Here is a 19,688-nt window from a genome sequence, read left to right on the forward strand (position 1 = left end):
CCCACCGTCGGACAAGCGCTGATTTCCGCGGTAAAACCGGCCCACCCTTCGGGTATAGTCTGAAACTCTTCGCGCCCTCAGGAAACCTGCGCCACCATGACCAGCGCCCGCGACCTTGTCTACGGGGAACTCCGCCGACGGCTGATGTCCGGCGTGTTCCTGCCCGGCGAGCGCCTGCGCGAAGAGCACATCGCGGCCGAGCTTTCCGTCAGCCGCACGCCGGTGCGCAGCGCGATCGAACGGTTGATCACCGATGGCCTGGTCAAGCGCGAAGGCCGCCGCGGCGCGGTGGTGCTGGGCTGGGTGGACCGCGACATCAACGAGGCGTTCGAACTGCGCCTGCTGCTTGAGCCTTACGCCGCGCGTAGCGCCGCGCAACGCGCCACGCCCGAACAGATCGACCACCTTGAGCAGATCAACCAGCGCATGCTGGCCGCCATTCTTTCCGACGACACCGACCGCGTGGCGCGGGTCCAGCACTGCAATAACCTCTTCCACCACGCATTGCTGGATGCGGCGCAATCCGCGCGGGTGCGAACGATGGTGGAGAACCTGCTGGACATGCCGATCATCATCGGCTCGTTCTACTTCTACACGCACGACGACATGCTGCGCAGCGTGGAGCACCATCGCCAAATCATCGCCGCCTTGCGCGCCCGCGATCCGGGATGCGCCGACATCGCCATGCGCTTTCACCTGACCACGACGCACCTGCTTTTCCGCAGCCAGCGCAAGCCGCCGGCCGACACGTCAGCCGCGTGACGCCGGCCGCGCCTTTCCGCCTTCCCCTTTATCCGCTTTCATGTATTCGCCCCAGATCCTTGTCGCCCTTTTCGTCCTGCTGCTGGCCGTTGTCATTCCGCTGGTCACGGTAGCCGTGCACCTGGCTCAGCTGTTGCGCTGGTCATTGCACGCCGACCCGGCGACGCGGGGCGAGCGTCCGCATTTCACGGGGCCCGTGCTGGCGCTGCTGTTCAGCGTGCTGGCCGCCAGCGACTTCACGTCTTATGAGCCGATGCGGACCATCGCGGAACTGAATCCGGTGCCGATGGCCGCGCGCGCCTACTTCACGGTGGCCATGCTGGTGCTGGCGGTGCTGTCATGGGCGTATGGCGGCGCAGTCAAGGACCGGCTCCTGCGCCGCCTGGGAATTGCCAACGGCTGACGGGCGGGCCTTGGCGCCGCTTGCTCAGGGCTTCCAGCCCTGCGCCTTCAGCCGGGCGTCGATCCACGAGGTGTCCAGCGTGCCGGCGGCGATCTGCGCCAGCATCTGCTCTTCGACCGCGTGCTTGGCCGACGCGGCGTCATACAGCGCGGACACCTGGTCGTACGGCAAGGACAGCAGGCCGTCGTCGTCGCCCAGGATCAGGTCACCCGGTTCGATTGTCATGCCGTCCAGCGCGATGACGGCATTGATCTCGCCCGGGCCATCCTTGTAGGGCCCTCGGTGCGTCACGCCGGCCGCATACACCGGGAACGCGCCGCGCCGGATGGTGCCGCTGTCGCGGATCGCGCCGTTGATCACGATGCCGGCCAGGCCGCGCGTCTGCGCATAGGTCGTCATGATCTCGCCGATGATGGCATTGGTGAGGTCGCCACCGGCGTCCACCACCACCACATCGCCCGGCTGCGCCAGTTCCAGCGCCTTGTGCACCAACAGGTTGTCGCCCGGGCGCGTGCGCACCGTCAGCGCGGGGCCGGCCATCGGAGAGCCATCGTGCATGGGCCGCAGGCGCGCGCCGCCAGCCGTCATGCGCGACATGCAGTCGCTGATGTTGGCGACGGGGATGCGGAGAAACTTCTCGACGTACTCGCTCGCGACCGCGCGCTTGCGCGGGTGGATCTCAAAACCGGTCATTAGGGGCCTCCTGGTGCTTTGTCTGTCGGTGTCGCAAGATCATTGTTTCGGGATGCCGGCTTCCTGCACGACCTTGCCGAAGATGTCGTGGTCGGCGCGATGGCGCTTGCCCAGGTCCGCCGGCGTGCCCGCCATGACGCTGTAGCCGGAGTCTTCAAGCTTCTTCACCACGTCCGGCTGCGCCTGCGATTTGTTCAGCGCCTGGTTCAGCGTGGCGATCACGTCGTCCGGCGTCTTTCCGGGCGCCATGAGGCCCCACCAGATCGTCTGGTTGATGGTCTTGAATCCGCTTTCCGAAAAGGTCGGCACATCGGGCAAGGCAGGCGAACGCTCGTCCGCCACCACCGCCAGCGCGCGGACCTTGCCGCCGCGGATCTGCGGCAGCAGCGACGCGACGGATCCCGTGTAGAGGTCGATGCGGCCGCTGGCCAGGTCCGGGAAGGCCTGCGACCAGCCCCGGTACGGCACGTGCATCAGTTCCATGCCCGCCGCCTTGCGCCACAGGTGACCGATCAGGTCGCCGCTGCCGCCAATGCCGGGAATGCCCAGCGACACCTGGCCCGGGCGCGCCTTGGCTGCCTTGACCACGTCGTCCAGCGTCTTGTAGGGGGATTCCGGTACCACCACGAACACGCTTGGCGACGAGGCCACCAGGCCCACCGGCTTGAAGTCCTTGAAGGTGTCGTAGCTGAGCTTGTTGTACAGCCACGGGTTCAGCACGATGTTGTCCGTCTGCGCCATGACCAGCGTATGGCCGTCGGGCTTGGCGCGCGCCGTGGCGTCAAGCGCCAGGTTGCCGCCCGCGCCCGGCTTGTTCTCGACCACGATGTTCCAGCCCGTGTCCTGCGCGATAGCCGACCCGATCATGCGGGTCAAGGTGTCGGTTCCGCCACCCGGCGGAAACGGGGAGATCAGCGTGATGGGGGCCGAGCCCATATCGGCCGCGCCGGCCGCGGCCGAGGTCGCCAGCAGCGTCGCCGCCAGCAGAGTCTTTACGAATGTCATTGTCTTCCTCACTGATGTTTGGGAATGCCGCGGCCCTCTGCGGGGCCGCTTTGCGCGATTCAGGATTGGCGGGCCAGCGGCGTCAGCCATGCCAGCCGCTCGGCGACGGAGTCGGGCACATGGAAAGAACCGTTCTCGCGCGCCGCCTCGATGCCCTTGGCCGTCCGGGCGAAGAGCCGTTCGACGCCGTCCAGCACCAGCGGCTGCAAGCCGGCCTCGACCAATTGCTCGCGCGCTTCGCGCACCTCGGCCAGGCGGCGCGGCGCATGCAGCACGTGCGAACGCACGAACGAATCGACGAATGTCGTCAACGGCGTCCGGTCCATGTCGGACAGGACTTCGTACAGCGACGTTCGCAGACCCATGCTCTCCGCCGCGACCAGACACTCGACGGCCAGGCTTTCCATGCCCTTGGTCAGGATGCTGCGCAAGAGCTTGAGGCGGACGGCATCGCCGGCCTGGCCGTCTATGGCCTGCGCCGGTGCGCCGCAAGCCAGCGTGAATGCCGCCACGCCCGGCGCGCCCGTGCCGGCGCACAACAGCGGGGTGCGCGCACCCAGCAAGGCAATGGCGCCCATGATGGCGACGTCGGTAAAGGGCACGCCGCGTTGCGCAGCGATGTCGGCGGCGGCGCGCATGTCAGCGGCGCTTGCAGTCGTGAAGTCGGCGTAGGACGCGTCGTCGCGCAAGTGCGGCAGCGCCTGCGTGGCGACCTTCAGCGCCGCATGGCCGAAGACGGCCGACACGACGATGTCGGCCTGAGCCAGCCACGGGCCGGGCTCGGCATGCAACGCGCTGCCATAGGAGGCCGCGCGCGCCTGCATCCCGGCGTCCTGGCGCAGCTCGCAGATGCCCACGATCGAATGGCCGCCGGCCACCCACGCCGCCGCATAGCAGTCACCCACTTCACCACAACCAATCAGTGCAATTTTCATGTTCATAAATACAAAAAAAATACAAACATGGTTATAGCCTGACTGAAAGCCCCCTAATCACTAGTAATAACCCGAGTATTTCAGGGGAACGTAGAACATAAAAAGTACATTTTTGGAACATTGGGTGCCTCGACCGCCCGGCGCCGAGCTATCCGCCGGGCGGCGGTGCGTGCCTTATTTCACGCTGGCGACCGCATCCAGGATGACCCGGGCCACGTCGGCGGGGCGCGATTGCTGCGGCACATGGCTGGACGGCAGAGCCGTGACTTTCGCGCCGATCTGCGCCGCCATCGTGCGCTGCAAGGCAGGCAGGATCATGCGGTCGTTCTCGGCCACGACGAACCACGACGGTTTCGTCTTCCAGGACGCGGATGACACCGCTTCGCCGAACGCCGTCGCCTTGATCGGGCCTTGGGTGGCCGCCATCACACGGGCCTGGGCGGCCGGCACGTCTTGCGCGAAGTCACGCGCGATGCCCTGCGGCGGCAGGCTCAGCCAGCCATGGCTGTCGGCGACGATGGCGTCCGTGCCCGGCGCCTTGGGCTGGTCTTTCGTCATCGACGCGACCGACTGGCCCGCATCGGGCGCGAACGCGGCCACATAGACCAGGTTGGCGACCTTGTCGTGCTTGCCGGCTTCGGTGATCACCACGCCGCCCCACGAATGGCCGACCAGCACGACTTTGCCGGGCTGGTTATCGATGGCGCGATTGGCCGCGGCCACATCGCCAGCCAGCGAATCCAGCGGGTTCTGCACCGCTTGCACCTGCACGCCCTTGTCTTGCAACAGCGCGACCACCTTCGCCCAATCCGAGCCGTCGGCGAAGGCGCCGTGCACGATCACGACCGAGGGCTGGGCCGAAAAAGCCTGTGAAACCGGGCCGGCGAAGAGGCCGGCTGCCAACAACGAGGCTGCGATAATATGGCGTTTCATGCTGAATTTCCTTTAGGTTGGGTGCCAAGCGACGGTGTCGTGCTTGCTGGGTTCCAGTGTCGTCATCCGCCCGCCAGGCCGGTATCGGTTGATTAACCGATAAGGCCGCGATCAGCCCCCCAATCAGCCCTTCCCGCCCCCTTTGACCGCCCGCCCCCGATGACCACCGCCAGTACGATGGAACTCACCGATGCCGTGCTGGCCATGGCCTTCGTCGGCGATCTGAGCATGGGACGCGCCACCGACCACTCGCGCCGCACGGCGTGCCTGGCCGGCAAGCTTGCCGAGGCCCATGGTGCGAGCGAGGCCGCCCAGAACCACGCCCGTGCGGTGGCGCTGCTGCGCTGGTCGGGCTGCACGGCCAACGCCAGCGGCTTCGCGGACCTGCTGGGCGACGACGTCGCCTCGCGCGAGGCCATGATGGCGCAGACGCTGCCCCCGCTTGATCCGCGCACGCAATCGCTGATCGTGCCGCTGGCGCTGATCCACTGCGAAATCTCGGGCGATGTGGCCGTCAACCTGGGCATGCCTGACGATGTGGTGGCCGGCCTGCGCCACGCCTTCGAACGGCATGACGGCAAGGGCATGCCGCAGGGCGTGCCGGGGGACGCCGTCCCCGGCGTGGTGTTCTACGTGAACGTGGCAAGCGACCTGGAAATCCTCAGCCGCGCGCACGGCCGCGACAGCGCGATGGACTACCTGCGCGCGCAGGCCGACGCCAAGTATCCCGCCCCCGTCGCGCAACTGGCGGTCCGGCATGGCCAGGCCTGGCTTGACGATATCGACGCCCATCCGCCCACCGGCGCCGAATGGGCGTTGGCCGGAACGCGCGCCGATGCGCCCCCTGCCGGCTTGACGCTGCTGGCCGACGTCGCCGAACTCAAGCTGCCCTGGCTGGCGGGCTATTCCCGCCGCGTCGCCCAACTGGCCACCCGTTGCGGCGCGCTGCTGGGCATGGGCCCGGCGGCGCTGGAATCGTTGCAGGCCGCCGCGCTGGTGCACGGCATCGGCCGCGCCGCATTGCCGAACCGCTTATGGAATACGGCAGGCAAGCTGTCCGCCGACCAATGGGAACAGGTCCGGCTCATGCCCTATTGGACCGCCCGCGCCGCCCGTCAGATACCGGGCTTGAGCGACGCGGCGGAGCTGGCCTCGTACGCCTACGAACGCCTGGACGGCAGCGGCTATTTCCGCGGCGCGTCCGGGCCTGCGCTGGGCCTGGCGGCGCGCGTGCTGTCCACGGCGGTCGCGCTGCAAGCGCTGCAGGAAGACCGCCCCTGGCGCCCCGCCTATCCCTTGCACGACGCCGCCCGCATCTTGCGTGAGGAAGCCGCCGCCGGCCGCTTCGACGCCGAGGTGGCCGCCGCCGCCATCACTGCCGCCTCGGGCGGCGCCGCCGCCCCGCGCCGCGCGACCAGCACGCTGTCGCAGCGCGAGATCGACGTACTGCGGCAGATCAGCCTGGGCGCCAGCAACAAAGAGGCCGCCCGCGCACTGAATATCAGCCCCAGCACGGTACGCACCCACGTCGAAAGCGTGTTCCGCAAACTGGATTGCTCGACCCGTGTCGCCGCCACCTTGAAGGCCCTGACCGCGGGGATCCTGTAAGCCGCCATCCTGTCGCCGATTGCTGGTAGTCTTGGGCCTGCCGCGCGGGGTTCGCCCCGCGCCCGCCTCACCCATTTCGCGAGCCCCCTCATGACCAGCCCTATGTACGACGCTTCCGTCCCTGTCATCAAGCAAATGCTGTCCGCCCTGTCGGACGTGCTGAAAAAGGCCGAAGCCCACGCCACCGCCAAGAACATCGACCCGTCCGCCTACCTGGGCGCGCGCCTGTTCCCGGACATGTTCCCGTTGTCGCGCCAAGTGCAGATCGCCGCCGACTTCGCCAAGGGCATCACGTCCCGCCTGGCAGGCGCGGAAGTCCCGTCCTGGCCTGACGGCGAACCCTCGTTCGCCGAGCTGCAGGCCCTGATCGCCAAGACCCTGGCGCACGTCGGTTCGTTCAAGCCCGAACAGTTCGCGCAAAGCGCGTCCCTGGAAATCGTGCTGCGCCCGGGCACGCCGAAAGAAAAGAAGCTGACGGGCAGCGCCTACCTGCTGCACTACGGCCTGCCGCAGTTCTTCTTCCACGTGACGACCGCTTACGCGATCCTGCGCCACAACGGCATCGAAGTCGGCAAGCGCGACTACATGGGCGCGTATTGATGCCACATCCGTGCGTGCGGGCCTGAGCCCGCATCATTGAACAAGGCCGCGGCGTGCATCCCGCGGCCTTTTTCATTGCGCCGGCATCTGGTATGCCTACACCGGTCTTCCGGTCCCTCAGCCATGCGACGGGCGCCGGAACCGTTGACGGCGGCCTCCCGCCTGCTCTAATTTCGCCAGACGCGAACCGCGTGACGCAAGCCCCCCGCCGATGACCACCCCGCTCAGGGAGATCCATGATGATCGCGACAACCGTTCTGGTCGTAGGCGCGGGCCCCGCCGGCCTGCTCACCGCCGTGGAGCTGGTTCGGCGCGGCGTCCAATGCTTGCTGATCGACGCGCACGAGCAGCCCATGGATTGGGACCGTGCCACCGTCGTGCATCCGCGATCAATCGAAATACTGGACGCACTGGGCATCGCCGACCGGCTCTTGCGCCTGGGCGTGAAACAGCGCCATGCCCGCATTCATGCCGAGGGGGCCGTGCTGGGCGACATTGACCTGTCGCTGTGCGGCAGCCGGTATCCATTCAATATCGGCATCTCGGAAGAAGTCACCGAATCCATCCTCCACGACCATCTCGCCGCGCACGGCGGTGCGGTCACCCGCGCCACCACACTTGTGGGCTTGGTGGCACAACCCGATGGCGTGACCGCCACGATCGATCGGCGGGGCGCGCGGGCACAGGTCCACGCGCAATGGGTCGTCGGATGCGACGGACACCACAGTACCGTCCGCACGTTGATGGGTATCGAGCAAGACGGCCACGACATCCACCAGCCTTGGGCCGTGTTCGATGCGGCCATCCCGGCATGGCCGGAATCCTTTGAAGCCAACTACGCCTATCTGGATCCGACGCCGGTCATTCTGACGGCCCTGCCGGACCGCCGATGGCGCGTGTATCCGCGGCCCCGTTCCGCGCAATCCGATCTGGTCGCCGACGCGCTGGCCACCTTGCAACGCTACCTGCCCGACGCGCGCTTTGACCAGATTTCGCATCCCACGCGCTTCGATTGCCACACCAAGGTTGCCCGAAAATTCCGATCGGGCCGCGTGTTGCTGGCCGGTGACGCCGCGCACACCTGCAGCCCGGCAGAAGGGCATGGCATGAACACCGGGCTGCAAGATGCCTACAACCTGGGCTGGAAGCTTGCGCTGGTTTGCCAGGGGCATTGTTCCGAAGCGCTGCTGGACAGCTATCACGCCGAACGGCGCCCCGTGGCCGATCAGGTGATGGCCTCGGGCGATGCCGCCGAACGCGCACAGCAGGTCAAAGGGGAACGCGCCCGCCGCGCGCGGGATGCGGCGATCCGGACGGCCTTTGCCGATCCTGGCACGCGGCACCACGAAGCGGTGGCCGAGGCGGAGCTTGATATCGACTACGCCGGATCCCCCATCGTCATGGGCGATCCGCACGACGCCCTTTGGCCGGGCCAGCGTCTGCCTGATCAGATTCCCCTGGCGTTCACGTCTGGCGGCGTCGGCCACCTGCATGCCTGCACTCGCCGCCAGGGCCACACCGCCCTGCTGATCGGCTGCGCCGCGACGCCCGAGGACGCCCTGGAGCAAGTGCGCCGCGCCATGGAGCCTCTGGCTGACGGCGCCATCATCGAACAGGTGATCGTCCTGACCGCGAATGCGGGGGTGCCCGGGGCGCATGCTTACCTGGCGCCCGACATCGCCCACGCGCTGGGCGTGCGCGGCATTGTGCTGGTGGTCGTCCGAGCCGATGGCCACGTCGGCCTGCGTGCCGAACAAGGGCATGCCCAAGCGTTGGCGGCGTATATCGGACGGTTACAGAATTAGGGGTTTCCACTAACTCCGGCCATGTCGATTTCGTTGTCCTCTGAACGTCGTATGAGTACGACCCTCTCATTCCAAGGCGGACACACCATGACTACCGGAACCGTTACCCTCCATCGCGTCCTGCGCGCCTCCCCCGAGCGCGTCTACCGCGCTTTCCTTGAAGCCGACGCCATTGCGAAATGGCTGCCCCCCTACGGGTTCACTTGCCAGGTCCACCAGTTGGACGCCAAGGTAGGCGGCCGCCACAAGATGTCGTTCCGCAATTTCTCGACCGGCAGCAACACCGGCTTTGGCGGCGAATACCTGGAACTGGTTCCGTCGGAGAAGATCCGCTACACGGACGAGTTCGACGACGCGAACCTGCCCGGCAGGATGCAGACGACGATCACCTTGCGCAAGGTCGCTTGCGGCACGGACATCAGCATCAAGCAGGAAGGCATCCCTGAGGTCATCCCGCCCGAGATGTGCTACCTGGGCTGGCAGGAATCCCTGGCGCAGCTGGCGAAACTGGTCGAACCGGAAATTCCCGACTGAGCGGAATCGATGGGGAAAAAAGGCGGATTTGAATCGCACTGTATCCGCCCCCAGGGCCCATACATTCGGACACCCGGCCCGCCTGCCGGGCCTCTATAAATCGTTCGCAGCAAGTCCCAACCCCGCGAACCTTTTATGGAGCCTCCCCCATGACGGACCCCATCGACACCCAACGTCGCCGCCTGCTCGCCACGACCTCAACCCTGGCGGGCGTCAGCCTGCTGACCCTTGGCGTGAGCGGCACGGCGCTGGCCACGCCCAGCCCGGCGCAATCCGCCAACACGGCAACCCGGCGCAGCCCGACGCCGTTGGGCGACATCCGCCAGATCCATGCCGGCGCGCTGGATGTGGGTTATGTGGACACGGGCCCGCGCAGCGGCCCCGTCGCCATCCTGCTGCACGGATGGCCTTACGACATCCACGCTTTCGCCGACGTGGCGCCGCGCCTTACCGCCGCCGGCTACCGCGTGATCATCCCCTACCTGCGTGGCTACGGTTCGACGCGCTTCCTGTCGGCGGACACGCCCCGCAATGGCGAACAGGCGGTCGTCGCCGTCGACATCATCGCGCTGATGGATGCGCTGAAGATCGAACGCGCGATCATCGCCGGCTTCGATTGGGGCGCGCGCACCGCCAACATCCTGGCCGCGCTGTGGCCCGAACGCTGCCAGGCGCTGGTCTCCGTCAGCGGCTACCTCATCGGCAGCCAGGAAGCCAACCGCAAGCCGCTGCCGCCGCAGGCGGAATTCCAATGGTGGTATCAGTTCTACTTCGCCACCGAACGGGGCGCGGCAGGCTACGCCGCCGACCGCGACGGCTTCAACAAGCTGATCTGGCAACTGGCGTCGCCTCAGTGGAAGTTCGACGACGCGACCTATCTGCGTTCGGCGCGGTCATTCGATAATCCCGATCATGTGGCGGTCGTGGTGCACAACTACCGTTGGCGCCTGGCGCTGGCCGAAGGCGAACCGCAGTACGACGACCTGGAAAAACGCCTGGCGGCGGCACCGAAGATCACCGTGCCGACGATCACCCTGGAAGGCGACGCCAACGGCGCCCCGCATCCGCCCCCCGCCAGCTACGCGAAACAGTTCACCGGCAAATACCAGCACCGCGACATCACGGGTGGCATCGGCCACAACCTGCCGCAAGAGGCCCCGCAGGCGTTTGCAGAGGCGGTGCTGGCTGTGGTGCGGCTTTGAGCGGCGGCGCTCTCGAGTATGCCTGAAGGAACTTCTGCCTTCCGGGCGACGCTCATGCATAGACACTCGTTCTGGGCTAGGAATGGGTGGCCCTCTCCTGCGGCCTTGACGATCAGGTCAGACGTAAACGCGGTGGACTTATCGACGACCGGCTTGGCATCGGCAGCATCCGCGCCCGGCATCAGTACTTTTGGCTGAAAATCGGAAATGCCGGAGGTGAGATAGGCGCTGACTAGATGCTCGAACAGTTCGATGCTTGCCCCGCTCGTGAGCAACTCAGAAAGCCGACGGAAAAATGTCGCCAATATCGTGCTTTTATTAGCCTCAAGGACGCCGCCCCGCCTCCACCTGGATCTTCAACTCGACTTCTGGCTTGAACCCCATGTCCAGGCCGAAGTTCAGCCCGAAGTCTTTACGGTTGAACTTCGTCGACACATCGGCGCCGCAGAATTCGCGCTTTTCCATGGGATGCTGGATGCACTTGAAGTCGTCGATCTCCATCTTGACCGGCCGGGTGACACCGCGCAGGGTCAGGTCGCCGGTAGCTTCTTCGGGGCGGTCGCCATCGAACTTGGTGAATTTCCCCTTGAAGGTGGCAGTGGGATAGCGGGCGGCGTCGAAGATGTCGGGCGCGACCGCGTGCTGGTTCATTTCGTCATGGCCGAAGTCCACGGAATTGATGTCCACCGTGACCTCGACCGTGCCCGTGCGCGCCTCGCGGTCCAGCACCACCACGCCCTTGGACTTGTTGAACTTGCCGCGCCACGTGGACAGGCCGCCCATGTGATCGGCTTCAAAGCTGGGATAGGTGTGCGACGGATCCAGATCGTAGGTCACCGGTGCGGCGGCGGCCGGCAGGGTCAACATCAGCGCGGCGGCGCCCAACAGAGACTGAATCGACTTCATCAGAGTTCCTTATGACGGAGAAGGCGCCCGCGCGCCCAAGGCGCGCTGGCACAGATTGGAACCCAAACCATATCATTCAGTTCCATGTCAGCATTGCGAATCCGCCTGAAACGGCCTGTCAGCATTCCTCACGCATTAAAAATAGGAATATTCCTATTCACGCAATAATGCGCCGGTCATATGCCGCAACCACAGGAACGAAAATGAAAAACGTGTTTGCTTTGCTTGTTGCCGTCGCCTTGCCGGTGGCTGCCTATGCGCAGCCCGACCTCGAGCCCTTGACGCTGAACCCGGACAGCAAGCTTCTCTGCAACCCCCAGGCCGATTGGTGCGTCGGGATCAAGACGGACGGGTCGTTCGAGACGAACGGCCCATTCGCCACCAGCCGCACGCTGCGCGCAGACCGGTCATTCTGGGACCTGCCCGACATCCCCGATTTTTCCAAGTTCACCGTGTGGCCGCAATTGATCCGCATGAGCGAAGACCGCGCACTGGTCGGCGTGGTGGGCCCCGCCGAACCCGACTACAAGCTGGAAACTCAGTTCTCCGGCGGCAGTTTCAGCCGCAAGGACCTTTACCTGTTTGAAGTCGGCCTTGGCGAGCAAACCGCCAGCAATCTGGTGTTCATCATGCCGATGTCCACCGAGGCGACGATCCGGTCCTGCTTCAATGAAGCGGACCAGAAAAAACGCGATGGCCATTGCATCGACGCCTACCGGTTCAAGGCCGATTTAAAGGCCTTGGCCGGAACGAAAACGGCCTCGGGGGTCGAATATCCGGACTTGCAAGTGACCACCCAGGCCACCCGCGCCCCCGCGAACGCCAGCCGATACGCCGACTCCAGCGCGCAGCCGGCGCCGACCCAGGCCCAGGTCACGCCCGCTGCCGACAAGCAATGCAGCTATCAGGTGACCTACAAATGGAAATCCGAGGATTCGGTATACGCGCCCGCTGCGCCGCTGCCGGATTGTGCGGAGTTCCTGCAAGCCGCGCCCACGGCGAAGCCATAAGGCCAGCGATCCCGGCACAAGGTTGACGCGCAAGCCAACCAAGGGCGCCGCCTGCGTCGCTTACTCCGCGTAGCCCGGGTTCTTCCTGTCCAGCCGACGCAGCAGGCCCGGCCAAGCCAGGGCGGCCTTGTGCGCCCGGTCAGCCGGGGACTCCACCGCCGCGCGCGCCAGGACCTCCGGCGGGATGAAGATCAGTTCACCGCCGCCCGCCTGCGCGCGCACCTGCGCCATGCAGGCGGCTTCCAGGCGATGCATGGCCTGGAACGCTTCGGCCATCGTCTGCCCCACCGTCAGCAGGCCGTGATTTCGCAGGATCAGGTAGTGGTTGCTGCCCAGGTCGCGCACCAGGCGCGGCTGCTCTTCCGGATTCAGCGCCAAGCCTTCGTAGTCGTGATAGCTCAGCGAACGCAGCGCGATGAACGCAAATTGCGACAGCGGCAGCAAGCCCGCCTTCTGCGCCGACACCGCCACCCCATTGATGGAATGCGTGTGCAGCACGCACATCGCGTCCTTGCGGGCCGCGTGGATACAGCTGTGGATGGTGAAGCCGGCAGGATTGATGTCGTAGTCCGACGCCATGACCTTCTTGCCGTCCAGGTCGATCTTGACCAAGCTGGACGCCGTGATTTCGTCGAACATCATCCCGTAGGGATTGATCAGGAAATGCTCGGTGCCGGGCACCTTGGCGGTAATGTGCGTGAAAATCAGGTCGTCCCACCCGAACAGCGCCACCAGCCGGTACAGGGCGGCCAAATCGGTGCGGACTTGCCATTCCGTCGCGCTGACCTGTTCGCGCACGCTGGCGCCCTGCTTGCTAATCGTATCCATCCCGTCTCCAGTCTTGGTATCCAGACTTCGTGTTGTCCCAAGGCGACCTTGCCTTCGGCTTATCGGACACTGTATTAGTTTTGCAGCGATCCGGCATCGCGGGAACGGCCGCCGTCCGTCAGGTGGAAACAATTGTCCTGCCGCCGGTTTTCCCCAAGGCCGGCTTCCGCTTGCATAATAATGGTCGACCGAATCAGGAGACCCCGCCATGTCGCTTGCGCTCTACGGCCATCCCTTTTCCTCTTACACGCAAAAAGTGCTGATCGCGCTGTACGAGAACGGCACGCCCTTCGAATTCCGCGGCATCGGGCCCGACACGCCGCAGCACGCGGTCAATGGCGCGCTGACGGGCGACGACGCCATGCGCCGGGAAGGCCTGGCGTTTGCCACGGACCGGGACTGACAGGACGATGCCCTTGCCACAAGGCCCCGCCCGCCGCCTGCCCACATGGTTTCGATCCCACCTGGAATCGCTGTCCGGCGTCGGCCTGCTGCTGGGGACGCTGTTCTTCGCAGCCTCGCTTACGCCCACGCTGGTGCCCCGCACCTTTGTGACCCAAGGAGTGCTGGCCGGCGCGTGTCTGGCCGCCGGTTACGGGCTGGGCGTGCTGTGGCATTGGCTATGGGCCTACCTGGAACTGCCGGAGCCGCGTGCCCGCGCGGCACGCGTCACCAATGCGCTGATCACCGTGCTGTGCCTGTCCGTGCTGATCCTGTTCCTGTGGCGCGCCGCGGACTGGCAGAACACGATCCGGGCTTTGATGCAGATGGCGCCCGTGACCAGCGCGCACCCCTTCAAGGTCAGCGCAACGGCGCTGGCCACGTTTTCCGTGCTGCTGGCGCTGGGCCGGCTGTTCAAGTGGATGGCCCGCGCCGTGTCGGCGCAAGTGCGCCGCGTGGTGCCGCGGCGCGTCGCCAACGTGGCGGGCGCGGCGATTGCGATCCTGATTTTCTGGTCGTTGGCCAACAACGTGTTCTTCCGCGCGGCGCTGCATGTGCTGGACGCGTCGTTCCGCGAGTACGACGCGCTGATCGAACCGGAACGCCCGCAACCTGCCGACCCCGCCAAGACGGGTAGCCCGGCCTCGCTGATCGCGTGGAAACAGTTGGGCCGCGCGGGCCGGGAATACATTGCGTCCGGCCCCAGCGCAGCCGAGATCCGCGCCCAGACGGGGCGCGACGCGCAGGAACCCATTCGCGTGTACGTCGGCCTGCCCGGCGCCGACACGGCGCAGGCCCGGGCCAGGCTGGCGCTGGACGAAATGAAGCGCGTGGGCGCGTTCCAGCGGTCTGCGCTGGTGGTGGTGACGCCCACGGGCACGGGATGGATTGATCCAGCGGCGATGGACACCGTCGAATACCTGCTGCATGGCGATGTGGCCAGCGTCGCCATCCAGTATTCCTACCTGTCCAGCCCCCTGTCCCTGCTGGCCCAGCCCGAGTATGGCGCGCAGGCCGCACGCGCGCTGTTCACCGAGATCTACCACTACTGGACCGCGCTGCCCAAGGACAAACGGCCCAAGCTATACCTGCATGGCCTGAGCCTGGGCGCCATGAACTCCGCCCGGTCCACCGAACTCTTCGAAATGATCGGAGACCCCATCCAGGGCGCGCTCTGGAGCGGTCCGCCGTTTGAAAGCCGGGTCTGGCGCGCGATCACCGACGCCCGCAATCCGGACTCCCCCGCCTGGCGGCCCGAACTGCGCGAGGGCGCCTTTGTGCGCTTCATGAACCAGGACGGGTCGCCGGTGCCCGCTGACGCCCCGTGGGGGCCGATGCGCATCGTCTACCTGCAATACGCCAGCGACGCCGTCACGTTCTTCGACTACCGCGACCTGTACCGGCGCCCCGCCTGGATGGATCCCCCCTACGGCCCCGACGTCTCGCCCGACCTGCGCTGGGTGCCGGTCGTGTCCATGCTGCAGCTTGCGCTGGACATGTCCGTCAGCACGCACACGCCGATCGGCTATGGCCATGTCTACGCGCCGCAGCACTACGCGGACGCCTGGCTGGCCGTGACCGGCGCGGCGGACTGGCCGGCCGAGGCCTTGGCGGGCCTGAAGCGGCACCTGAAAGAACGCATGCGCGCGGCGATGGACGACGGCGACGGCAAAGAGGCCGCATACGACAACCGGGGCGGATGATCAATTCGTCTGGACGTCGGCGCTATCGATGATGCGCTTCCAGCGCTCGGTCTCTTCGCCGGACAGCTTGGCCAGGTCCGCGCTGGAGCCGGGGAACGGCACCGCGCCCTGCTCGGCCAGATGGGCGACCATGACCGGGTCCCTGGCCAGATCGACGACCGTGTCCTGCAGTTTGCGGATGATGTCGGCCGGCGTGCCGGCGGGCGCCATGACGCCATACCAGGATTCGACGACCGCATCCTTCACGCCGGCCTCCGCCAACGTCGGAACATCGGGAATCGCGGCGCTGCGTTGTTCGCTCGCCACCGCCAGGACGCGCACCTTGCCCGGCTTGATGTACGCCAGCACATTCGGCAGATTCGCGAACAACACCTGCACCTGGCCCGACAGCAGGTCCGCCGTGGCGGGCCCCGCGCCGCGGTAAGGCACGTGCTCGAACCTGGCGCCCGAGCGGTACATGAACAGTTCGCCCGTCAGATGGTTGACGGACCCCATACCCGCCGAAGCCATGTTCAGCTTGCCGGGATTCTGCTTGGCGTATGCGACCAGTTCCGCCACGTTCCTGGCCGGCAGGTCGGCCGATACCGCCAACACGTTCGGCACCGTGGAAAACAGCGCGACGGGTGCGAAGTCCTTGATGGCGTCGTACGGCAGGTTCTTGGTCAGCAAGGGCTGGATGGACTGCTGCCCCATCGTCGCCAGCAACAAGGTGTAGCCGTCGGCCGGCGCCTTGGCGACGAAGTTTGCGCCGATGCTTCCGCCACCGCCTGGCTTGTTTTCCACAATGACGGGCTGGCCCAGCGCTTCCGACATCCGGTTGGCCAGCAGGCGACCCATCAGGTTCACCGTCCCGCCCGGGGCGAACGGCACGACCATCGTGATCGGCTTGGATGGATAGGCCGGCGCTTGGGCTTGGGCTTGGGCTTGGGCTTGGGCGCCGACGCCGATCCCGATGGCGACGGCCGCCGCGGCAAATTTCAGCATGATTGAATTCCCCTTGATGGAATGTGGCCGGTCAGGCTTGCTGGACGGAAAGCTCTGCCGACTTGGATGAAACCAACGTTTGCACGCGTTGCCGCAGCAAGTCCTGCGCGTCGGCCCCGCGCTGAAGCGTTTTGGCGATGTGGCCGCGCTTGCCGGCAATCAACGCCTTCTGCTCTTCGATATGGCCGAGCACCAGGCCCGGCGCCGGCCCGCCGAACGATTGGCGCGCCGCCACATTGCGGACAGGATCCAGGCAAGGGCCGATATCGGCCTCGCACAATGCCACCTGCCGCCCAAGCTGCTGGGCTGCCGCGGTGTTGACCATCTCTGGCGTAATGTCCTTGGCGGGGATTCCCGCTTCCAGTGCCTGCCGGACCACGGCGCCGATGATGTGATGCGCGTCGCGGAACGACGCGTCCGCCTTGCGCACCAGCAAGTCGGCCAGGTCCGTGACGGTTGAAAAATCCTCTGCCGCGCGCGACGCCATGCGCGCGCGGTTCGGCTCGACCCGCTCGACCAGCAGCTTGATCAGCGCCAGCGATCGCAGCGCTTCTTCGCAGGCTTCCCAGCATGTGCGCGTGCTTTCGCGGCTGCTGTCGCCCGAATGCGTGAAGTGGGTGGACTTCACGGTCGCGAATGCGGCCGACGTCAGCCCGATCACGTGGCCGGTCTTGCCCCGCAAGTACTCCAGTACCGCCGGGTTCTTCTTTTGCGGCATGATGCTGGAGGTGCTGGCGATGCTGTCCGGGAAAGACAGATAACCGAATTCAGGCGTCGACCAGATATAGAAGTCCTGCACCATCCGGCTGCTGGTGATCATCATGATCGACAGCGCTGCGCTCAGCTCCAGCGCAAAATCCCGCGAGGCGACGCTATCCAGCGAACTCGCCAGCGGCCGGCTGAAACCCAGCATCGCGCTGGTAGCGTCGCGGTCGATCGGGAACGACGTGCCCGCCAGCGCGCAAGCGCCCAGCGGAGACGCGTCCGCGGTGTCCAGTGCATGCAGCAGGCGGTCGGCGTCGCGCAACCACGCGTCGACCAGCGCCGACAGGTAATAGCCATAGGTGATCGGTTGGGCAGCCTGCATGTGCGTGTAGCCGGGCATCACGCAGTCGGCGTATCTGCCCGCCTGCAGCAGCGCCGCATCGGCGACGTCCATCAAGGCCGCCGCGATCCGCACGATGAAATCCCGCGCGCGGAGGCGGTCGATGGTGGCGCCGATGTCGTTGCGGCTGCGGGCGGTATGCAGGCGCCCGCCCAGCTCTTGCCCGACCAGCTTGATCAAGTGCGCTTCGTAGTTGAAGTAGGCCTCTTCCCGCGCCGGGTCCAGTTCCACGCCGTCAGGCCCGTCGGACTGCATTTTCAGCAACGCCTGCGCCAACCGGACCGACGCGTCGCGGTCCAGGATGCCCTGCTCGTGCAGCATCACCAGATGCGCAAGGTTGATCTGATTCAGCATCTCGAAATTGGCGAAGAACTCGCGATTCAAGCGTGGAAGGAAAATAGTTTGAAGCACTTCCGGGGCAAGCGGTTGCTTCAGGCGGCTGCTGACTTTGGATTCCATTTCAGTCCGGTGTGAACAGGAAAACGGTAGTCTCCGTCTGCGCCAACTTATGCGTCAAATCAAACATTTACGGCTTCAAATACAAAATTGATATGATTATTCCTGCCACGTTTTGGGACTGACCGATGAACTTCAAGCAAGTCGAAGCCTTCCGTGCCGTGATGATGACGCGCTCGATGACCACGGCGGCCGGCCTGCTGCATACGTCGCAGCCGAACGTCAGCCGCTGGATTGCGCTGCTTGAAGGCACGCTGGGCTTCGTGCTGTTCAAACGCGTCGGCACCCGGTTGATCCCGACCCCCGAAGCCGACGCGTTCTACGCCGACGTCGAACGCGCGTTCATCGGCCTGGAATCGTTGAACGACAGCGCCAGCACCATCCGCCGGCGGGGCACAGGCCTGCTGCGCGTGGGCGCCGTGGGCTCCATCACGCAGTGCGTGCTGCCCGACGCCATCCGGCTGTTCAGGGAAAAGGTCTCGGACATTCCCGTCGTGGTCAGCACGGGCGGTTCGGACGTGGTCGCGAAATGGATGGCTACCGGCTTTTGCGACATCGGTTTCTCGTCCATCCAGGCGGACGTTCCTGGCTTGCACTTCGCGCGAATCAACGCTGCGCGCGGCGTGGCGATCGTGCCGGCCGCGCACCGGCTGGCCCGCAAGAGAATGCTGAACCCCGCCGACTTCAATGACGAGAATTTCATCTCGCTGCCGGCCGGCAGCTTCAACCGCGCAGCGGTCGACCGGCATTTTCCCGATGACGCCAGGATCCTGTCCATCGAAACGCCCTACGCGACGACCATCTGTTCGATGGTCGGCCGGGGGCTGGGCGTCTCGATCATCAACCCCGTCGTATCGCGCGCGTTGAACATGCCTGATTTGCGCGAGATCCCCTTCTCGGAAAAAATCGAATTCCCCAGCTATGCGGTCACGTCCGATCACTTCCCGGTCGGCACGCTGGCCGCAAAGATGACGGAATGCGTGCGCGACGTGTTTGCGTCGCTGAACCCGGCCAGGGCGACGAAATGATCCAAGCGTCCCTGACCTCGTACTTCTGGAGCGGCGACGCCCTGCGCAGCCGCAGCGTCGGCGGCAACATGCTGTCGGGCAAAGTCGAGGTGCCTTCGCCGCCTCCGCGCCTGGTCGCCGACTGGAACCGCGAGATCGCCCAGCGCTTGTTCCTGGAACCCGGCGACGTCGAACAGATGCCGTTGGCGCGTACGCAAGTGCGCTGGCCCGACTACGATCGCTGCGTGCGGGCCATGGCCGACTGGACGCGCGCGCAGGGGCTTGGAGATGTGCTGGCGGGCAGCGATATCGCGCTGATGGCATGCCGTGGCGCCAGGTATCACCACGACGGCGAACAATACGGCGGCGCGGCATTCTGCAACCTGTTCCTTAGCGAAGACAAAGGGCTGGATGTGCACTTTCCGTCTTCCGGCCACCGCATCCCCCTGGTCCGGGGCACCGCCATCGTCTTCGACACATGCCAGCCGCACGCCGTGATCCGGCGCGGCGCAAGTGGGTTCGATGCCGCCGACTTTCCAACCGACGAGAACCTCTCGCAACTGTTCCTGACCTGGGAATTGCCCGTCGAAGCGTCGTGCGTCGCACGGGCGCTTGGCGTGGAGTTCGACGTGGACATGGCGGGGGCCACGCGCCTGGCGCAAGAGCAGGTGTGGAAAGACGGGGCGCGGGCGCAGGTGGATCCAGCGTCCGGGCAGTGGGGGCCGGCGGACTAGGCGCGCAGGTGAAAAATAAAAGTGACGGACCACG

At 65.8% G+C, this 19,688-nt stretch carries 19 protein-coding genes and 1 pseudogene; 12 read left to right on the plus strand and 8 right to left on the minus strand.

The genetic code is table 11. The annotated features are described in order from the left end of the window. The first annotated feature begins 96 nt into the window (after positions 1–96). Together HG262_RS11510 and HG262_RS11515 are read left to right on the plus strand one after the other, a co-directional pair. On the plus strand, positions 97–762 hold the full coding sequence (locus HG262_RS11510; RefSeq protein ID WP_169271145.1) for a GntR family transcriptional regulator: 666 nt from the start codon (positions 97–99) through the stop codon (positions 760–762). Between the two features lie 40 nt (positions 763–802). Further along, on the plus strand, positions 803–1,165 hold the full coding sequence (locus HG262_RS11515) for a hypothetical protein (RefSeq protein ID WP_169271146.1): 363 nt from the start codon (positions 803–805) through the stop codon (positions 1,163–1,165). A 24-nt stretch (positions 1,166–1,189) separates the two neighbouring features. Here the strand turns inward: HG262_RS11515 and HG262_RS11520 are convergent, their stop codons facing one another. The 4 genes from HG262_RS11520 to HG262_RS11535 form a co-directional block, all read right to left on the minus strand. Next, positions 1,190–1,858, minus strand: a complete 669-nt coding sequence (locus HG262_RS11520) for an RraA family protein (RefSeq protein WP_169271147.1) — start codon at positions 1,856–1,858, stop codon at positions 1,190–1,192. 39 nt (positions 1,859–1,897) lie between these two features. Continuing rightward, a complete protein-coding gene (locus HG262_RS11525) occupies positions 1,898–2,863 on the minus strand; it encodes a tripartite tricarboxylate transporter substrate binding protein (RefSeq protein ID WP_169271148.1) in 966 nt (321 codons plus the stop codon). Between the two features lie 59 nt (positions 2,864–2,922). Continuing rightward, positions 2,923–3,798, minus strand: coding sequence for an NAD(P)-dependent oxidoreductase (locus HG262_RS11530; protein WP_169271149.1), 876 nt, complete (start codon positions 3,796–3,798; stop codon positions 2,923–2,925). A gap of 174 nt (positions 3,799–3,972) precedes the next feature. Continuing rightward, positions 3,973–4,731: an alpha/beta hydrolase gene (locus tag HG262_RS11535; RefSeq protein WP_169271150.1), complete on the minus strand. Its 759-nt coding sequence runs from the start codon at positions 4,729–4,731 to the stop codon at positions 3,973–3,975. A 159-nt stretch (positions 4,732–4,890) separates the two neighbouring features. On the opposite strand from HG262_RS11535, the gene HG262_RS11540 reads away from it, so the two are divergent. The 5 genes from HG262_RS11540 (at position 4,891) to HG262_RS11560 (ending at position 10,480) form a co-directional block, all read left to right on the plus strand. Next, entirely contained in the window at positions 4,891–6,339 is a 1,449-nt protein-coding gene (locus HG262_RS11540) for an HD domain-containing phosphohydrolase (RefSeq protein WP_169271151.1), read from the plus strand. 90 nt (positions 6,340–6,429) lie between these two features. After that, complete coding sequence (locus HG262_RS11545) at positions 6,430–6,939, plus strand: DUF1993 domain-containing protein (protein WP_169271152.1); 510 nt, start codon at positions 6,430–6,432, stop codon at positions 6,937–6,939. Between the two features lie 236 nt (positions 6,940–7,175). Then, a complete protein-coding gene (locus HG262_RS11550) occupies positions 7,176–8,744 on the plus strand; it encodes an FAD-dependent monooxygenase (protein ID WP_169271153.1) in 1,569 nt (522 codons plus the stop codon). 87 nt (positions 8,745–8,831) lie between these two features. Beyond that, the gene (locus HG262_RS11555; protein ID WP_169271154.1) at positions 8,832–9,278 is read left to right on the plus strand and encodes an SRPBCC family protein; all 447 of its coding nucleotides are present in this window, start codon (positions 8,832–8,834) and stop codon (positions 9,276–9,278) included. A gap of 149 nt (positions 9,279–9,427) precedes the next feature. Further along, positions 9,428–10,480, plus strand: a complete 1,053-nt coding sequence (locus HG262_RS11560) for an alpha/beta hydrolase (protein WP_169271155.1) — start codon at positions 9,428–9,430, stop codon at positions 10,478–10,480. 324 nt (positions 10,481–10,804) lie between these two features. Here the strand turns inward: HG262_RS11560 and HG262_RS11565 are convergent, their stop codons facing one another. Further along, on the minus strand, positions 10,805–11,386 hold the full coding sequence (locus HG262_RS11565) for a YceI family protein (protein ID WP_169271156.1): 582 nt from the start codon (positions 11,384–11,386) through the stop codon (positions 10,805–10,807). Positions 11,387–11,589: 203 nt separating this feature from the next. Between HG262_RS11565 and HG262_RS11570 the strand changes: the two genes are divergently transcribed. Further along, positions 11,590–12,396 (plus strand): hypothetical protein, encoded by an 807-nt coding sequence (locus HG262_RS11570; RefSeq protein WP_169271157.1) that lies wholly within the window; start codon positions 11,590–11,592, stop codon positions 12,394–12,396. A gap of 60 nt (positions 12,397–12,456) precedes the next feature. Here HG262_RS11570 and HG262_RS11575 read toward each other — a convergent pair whose 3' ends face one another. Beyond that, the gene (locus HG262_RS11575; RefSeq protein ID WP_169271158.1) at positions 12,457–13,224 is read right to left on the minus strand and encodes a class II aldolase/adducin family protein; all 768 of its coding nucleotides are present in this window, start codon (positions 13,222–13,224) and stop codon (positions 12,457–12,459) included. Positions 13,225–13,432: 208 nt separating this feature from the next. On the opposite strand from HG262_RS11575, the pseudogene HG262_RS11580 reads away from it, so the two are divergent. Continuing rightward, a pseudogene (locus tag HG262_RS11580) lies at positions 13,433–13,552 on the plus strand (glutathione S-transferase N-terminal domain-containing protein); the annotation flags it as partial. Positions 13,553–13,634: 82 nt separating this feature from the next. Next, positions 13,635–15,368 (plus strand): alpha/beta-hydrolase family protein, encoded by a 1,734-nt coding sequence (locus HG262_RS11585; RefSeq protein ID WP_169271159.1) that lies wholly within the window; start codon positions 13,635–13,637, stop codon positions 15,366–15,368. Here HG262_RS11585 and HG262_RS11590 read toward each other — a convergent pair whose 3' ends face one another. Both HG262_RS11590 and argH read right to left on the minus strand, forming a co-directional pair. Next, positions 15,369–16,352: a tripartite tricarboxylate transporter substrate binding protein gene (locus HG262_RS11590; RefSeq protein WP_169271160.1), complete on the minus strand. Its 984-nt coding sequence runs from the start codon at positions 16,350–16,352 to the stop codon at positions 15,369–15,371. A gap of 31 nt (positions 16,353–16,383) precedes the next feature. Further along, a complete protein-coding gene (gene argH / locus HG262_RS11595) occupies positions 16,384–17,916 on the minus strand; it encodes an argininosuccinate lyase (RefSeq protein WP_169271161.1) in 1,533 nt (510 codons plus the stop codon). A gap of 125 nt (positions 17,917–18,041) precedes the next feature. Between argH and HG262_RS11600 the strand changes: the two genes are divergently transcribed. Together HG262_RS11600 and HG262_RS11605 are read left to right on the plus strand one after the other, a co-directional pair. After that, positions 18,042–18,941 carry a LysR substrate-binding domain-containing protein gene (locus HG262_RS11600; protein ID WP_169271162.1) on the plus strand — a complete coding sequence of 300 codons (900 nt, stop codon included), beginning with the start codon at positions 18,042–18,044 and terminating at the stop codon, positions 18,939–18,941. Further along, positions 18,938–19,654, plus strand: coding sequence for a hypothetical protein (locus HG262_RS11605; RefSeq protein ID WP_169271163.1), 717 nt, complete (start codon positions 18,938–18,940; stop codon positions 19,652–19,654). Before HG262_RS11600 ends, HG262_RS11605 begins: the two co-directional genes overlap by 4 nt. Positions 19,655–19,688 lie beyond the last annotated feature (34 nt).

The organism is Achromobacter sp. Bel, assembly GCF_012928505.1.
Classification (GTDB): Bacteria; Pseudomonadota; Gammaproteobacteria; order Burkholderiales; family Burkholderiaceae_B; genus Achromobacter.

Excerpts from the sequence above, each read along its gene's own strand:
- HG262_RS11510 (WP_169271145.1), top strand. The coding sequence starts at position 97 with ATGACCAGCGCCCGCGACCTTGTCTACGGGGAACTCCGCCGACGGCTG.
- HG262_RS11515 (WP_169271146.1), top strand. The coding sequence starts at position 803 with ATGTATTCGCCCCAGATCCTTGTCGCCCTTTTCGTCCTGCTGCTGGCC.
- HG262_RS11520 (WP_169271147.1), bottom strand. The coding sequence starts at position 1,858 with ATGACCGGTTTTGAGATCCACCCGCGCAAGCGCGCGGTCGCGAGCGAG.
- HG262_RS11525 (WP_169271148.1), bottom strand. The coding sequence starts at position 2,863 with ATGACATTCGTAAAGACTCTGCTGGCGGCGACGCTGCTGGCGACCTCG.
- HG262_RS11530 (WP_169271149.1), bottom strand. The coding sequence starts at position 3,798 with ATGAAAATTGCACTGATTGGTTGTGGTGAAGTGGGTGACTGCTATGCG.
- HG262_RS11535 (WP_169271150.1), bottom strand. The coding sequence starts at position 4,731 with ATGAAACGCCATATTATCGCAGCCTCGTTGTTGGCAGCCGGCCTCTTC.
- HG262_RS11540 (WP_169271151.1), top strand. The coding sequence starts at position 4,891 with ATGACCACCGCCAGTACGATGGAACTCACCGATGCCGTGCTGGCCATG.
- HG262_RS11545 (WP_169271152.1), top strand. The coding sequence starts at position 6,430 with ATGACCAGCCCTATGTACGACGCTTCCGTCCCTGTCATCAAGCAAATG.
- HG262_RS11550 (WP_169271153.1), top strand. The coding sequence starts at position 7,176 with ATGATGATCGCGACAACCGTTCTGGTCGTAGGCGCGGGCCCCGCCGGC.
- HG262_RS11555 (WP_169271154.1), top strand. The coding sequence starts at position 8,832 with ATGACTACCGGAACCGTTACCCTCCATCGCGTCCTGCGCGCCTCCCCC.
- HG262_RS11560 (WP_169271155.1), top strand. The coding sequence starts at position 9,428 with ATGACGGACCCCATCGACACCCAACGTCGCCGCCTGCTCGCCACGACC.
- HG262_RS11565 (WP_169271156.1), bottom strand. The coding sequence starts at position 11,386 with ATGAAGTCGATTCAGTCTCTGTTGGGCGCCGCCGCGCTGATGTTGACC.
- HG262_RS11570 (WP_169271157.1), top strand. The coding sequence starts at position 11,590 with ATGAAAAACGTGTTTGCTTTGCTTGTTGCCGTCGCCTTGCCGGTGGCT.
- HG262_RS11575 (WP_169271158.1), bottom strand. The coding sequence starts at position 13,224 with ATGGATACGATTAGCAAGCAGGGCGCCAGCGTGCGCGAACAGGTCAGC.
- HG262_RS11585 (WP_169271159.1), top strand. The coding sequence starts at position 13,635 with ATGCCCTTGCCACAAGGCCCCGCCCGCCGCCTGCCCACATGGTTTCGA.
- HG262_RS11590 (WP_169271160.1), bottom strand. The coding sequence starts at position 16,352 with ATGCTGAAATTTGCCGCGGCGGCCGTCGCCATCGGGATCGGCGTCGGC.
- argH (WP_169271161.1), bottom strand. The coding sequence starts at position 17,916 with ATGGAATCCAAAGTCAGCAGCCGCCTGAAGCAACCGCTTGCCCCGGAA.
- HG262_RS11600 (WP_169271162.1), top strand. The coding sequence starts at position 18,042 with ATGAACTTCAAGCAAGTCGAAGCCTTCCGTGCCGTGATGATGACGCGC.
- HG262_RS11605 (WP_169271163.1), top strand. The coding sequence starts at position 18,938 with ATGATCCAAGCGTCCCTGACCTCGTACTTCTGGAGCGGCGACGCCCTG.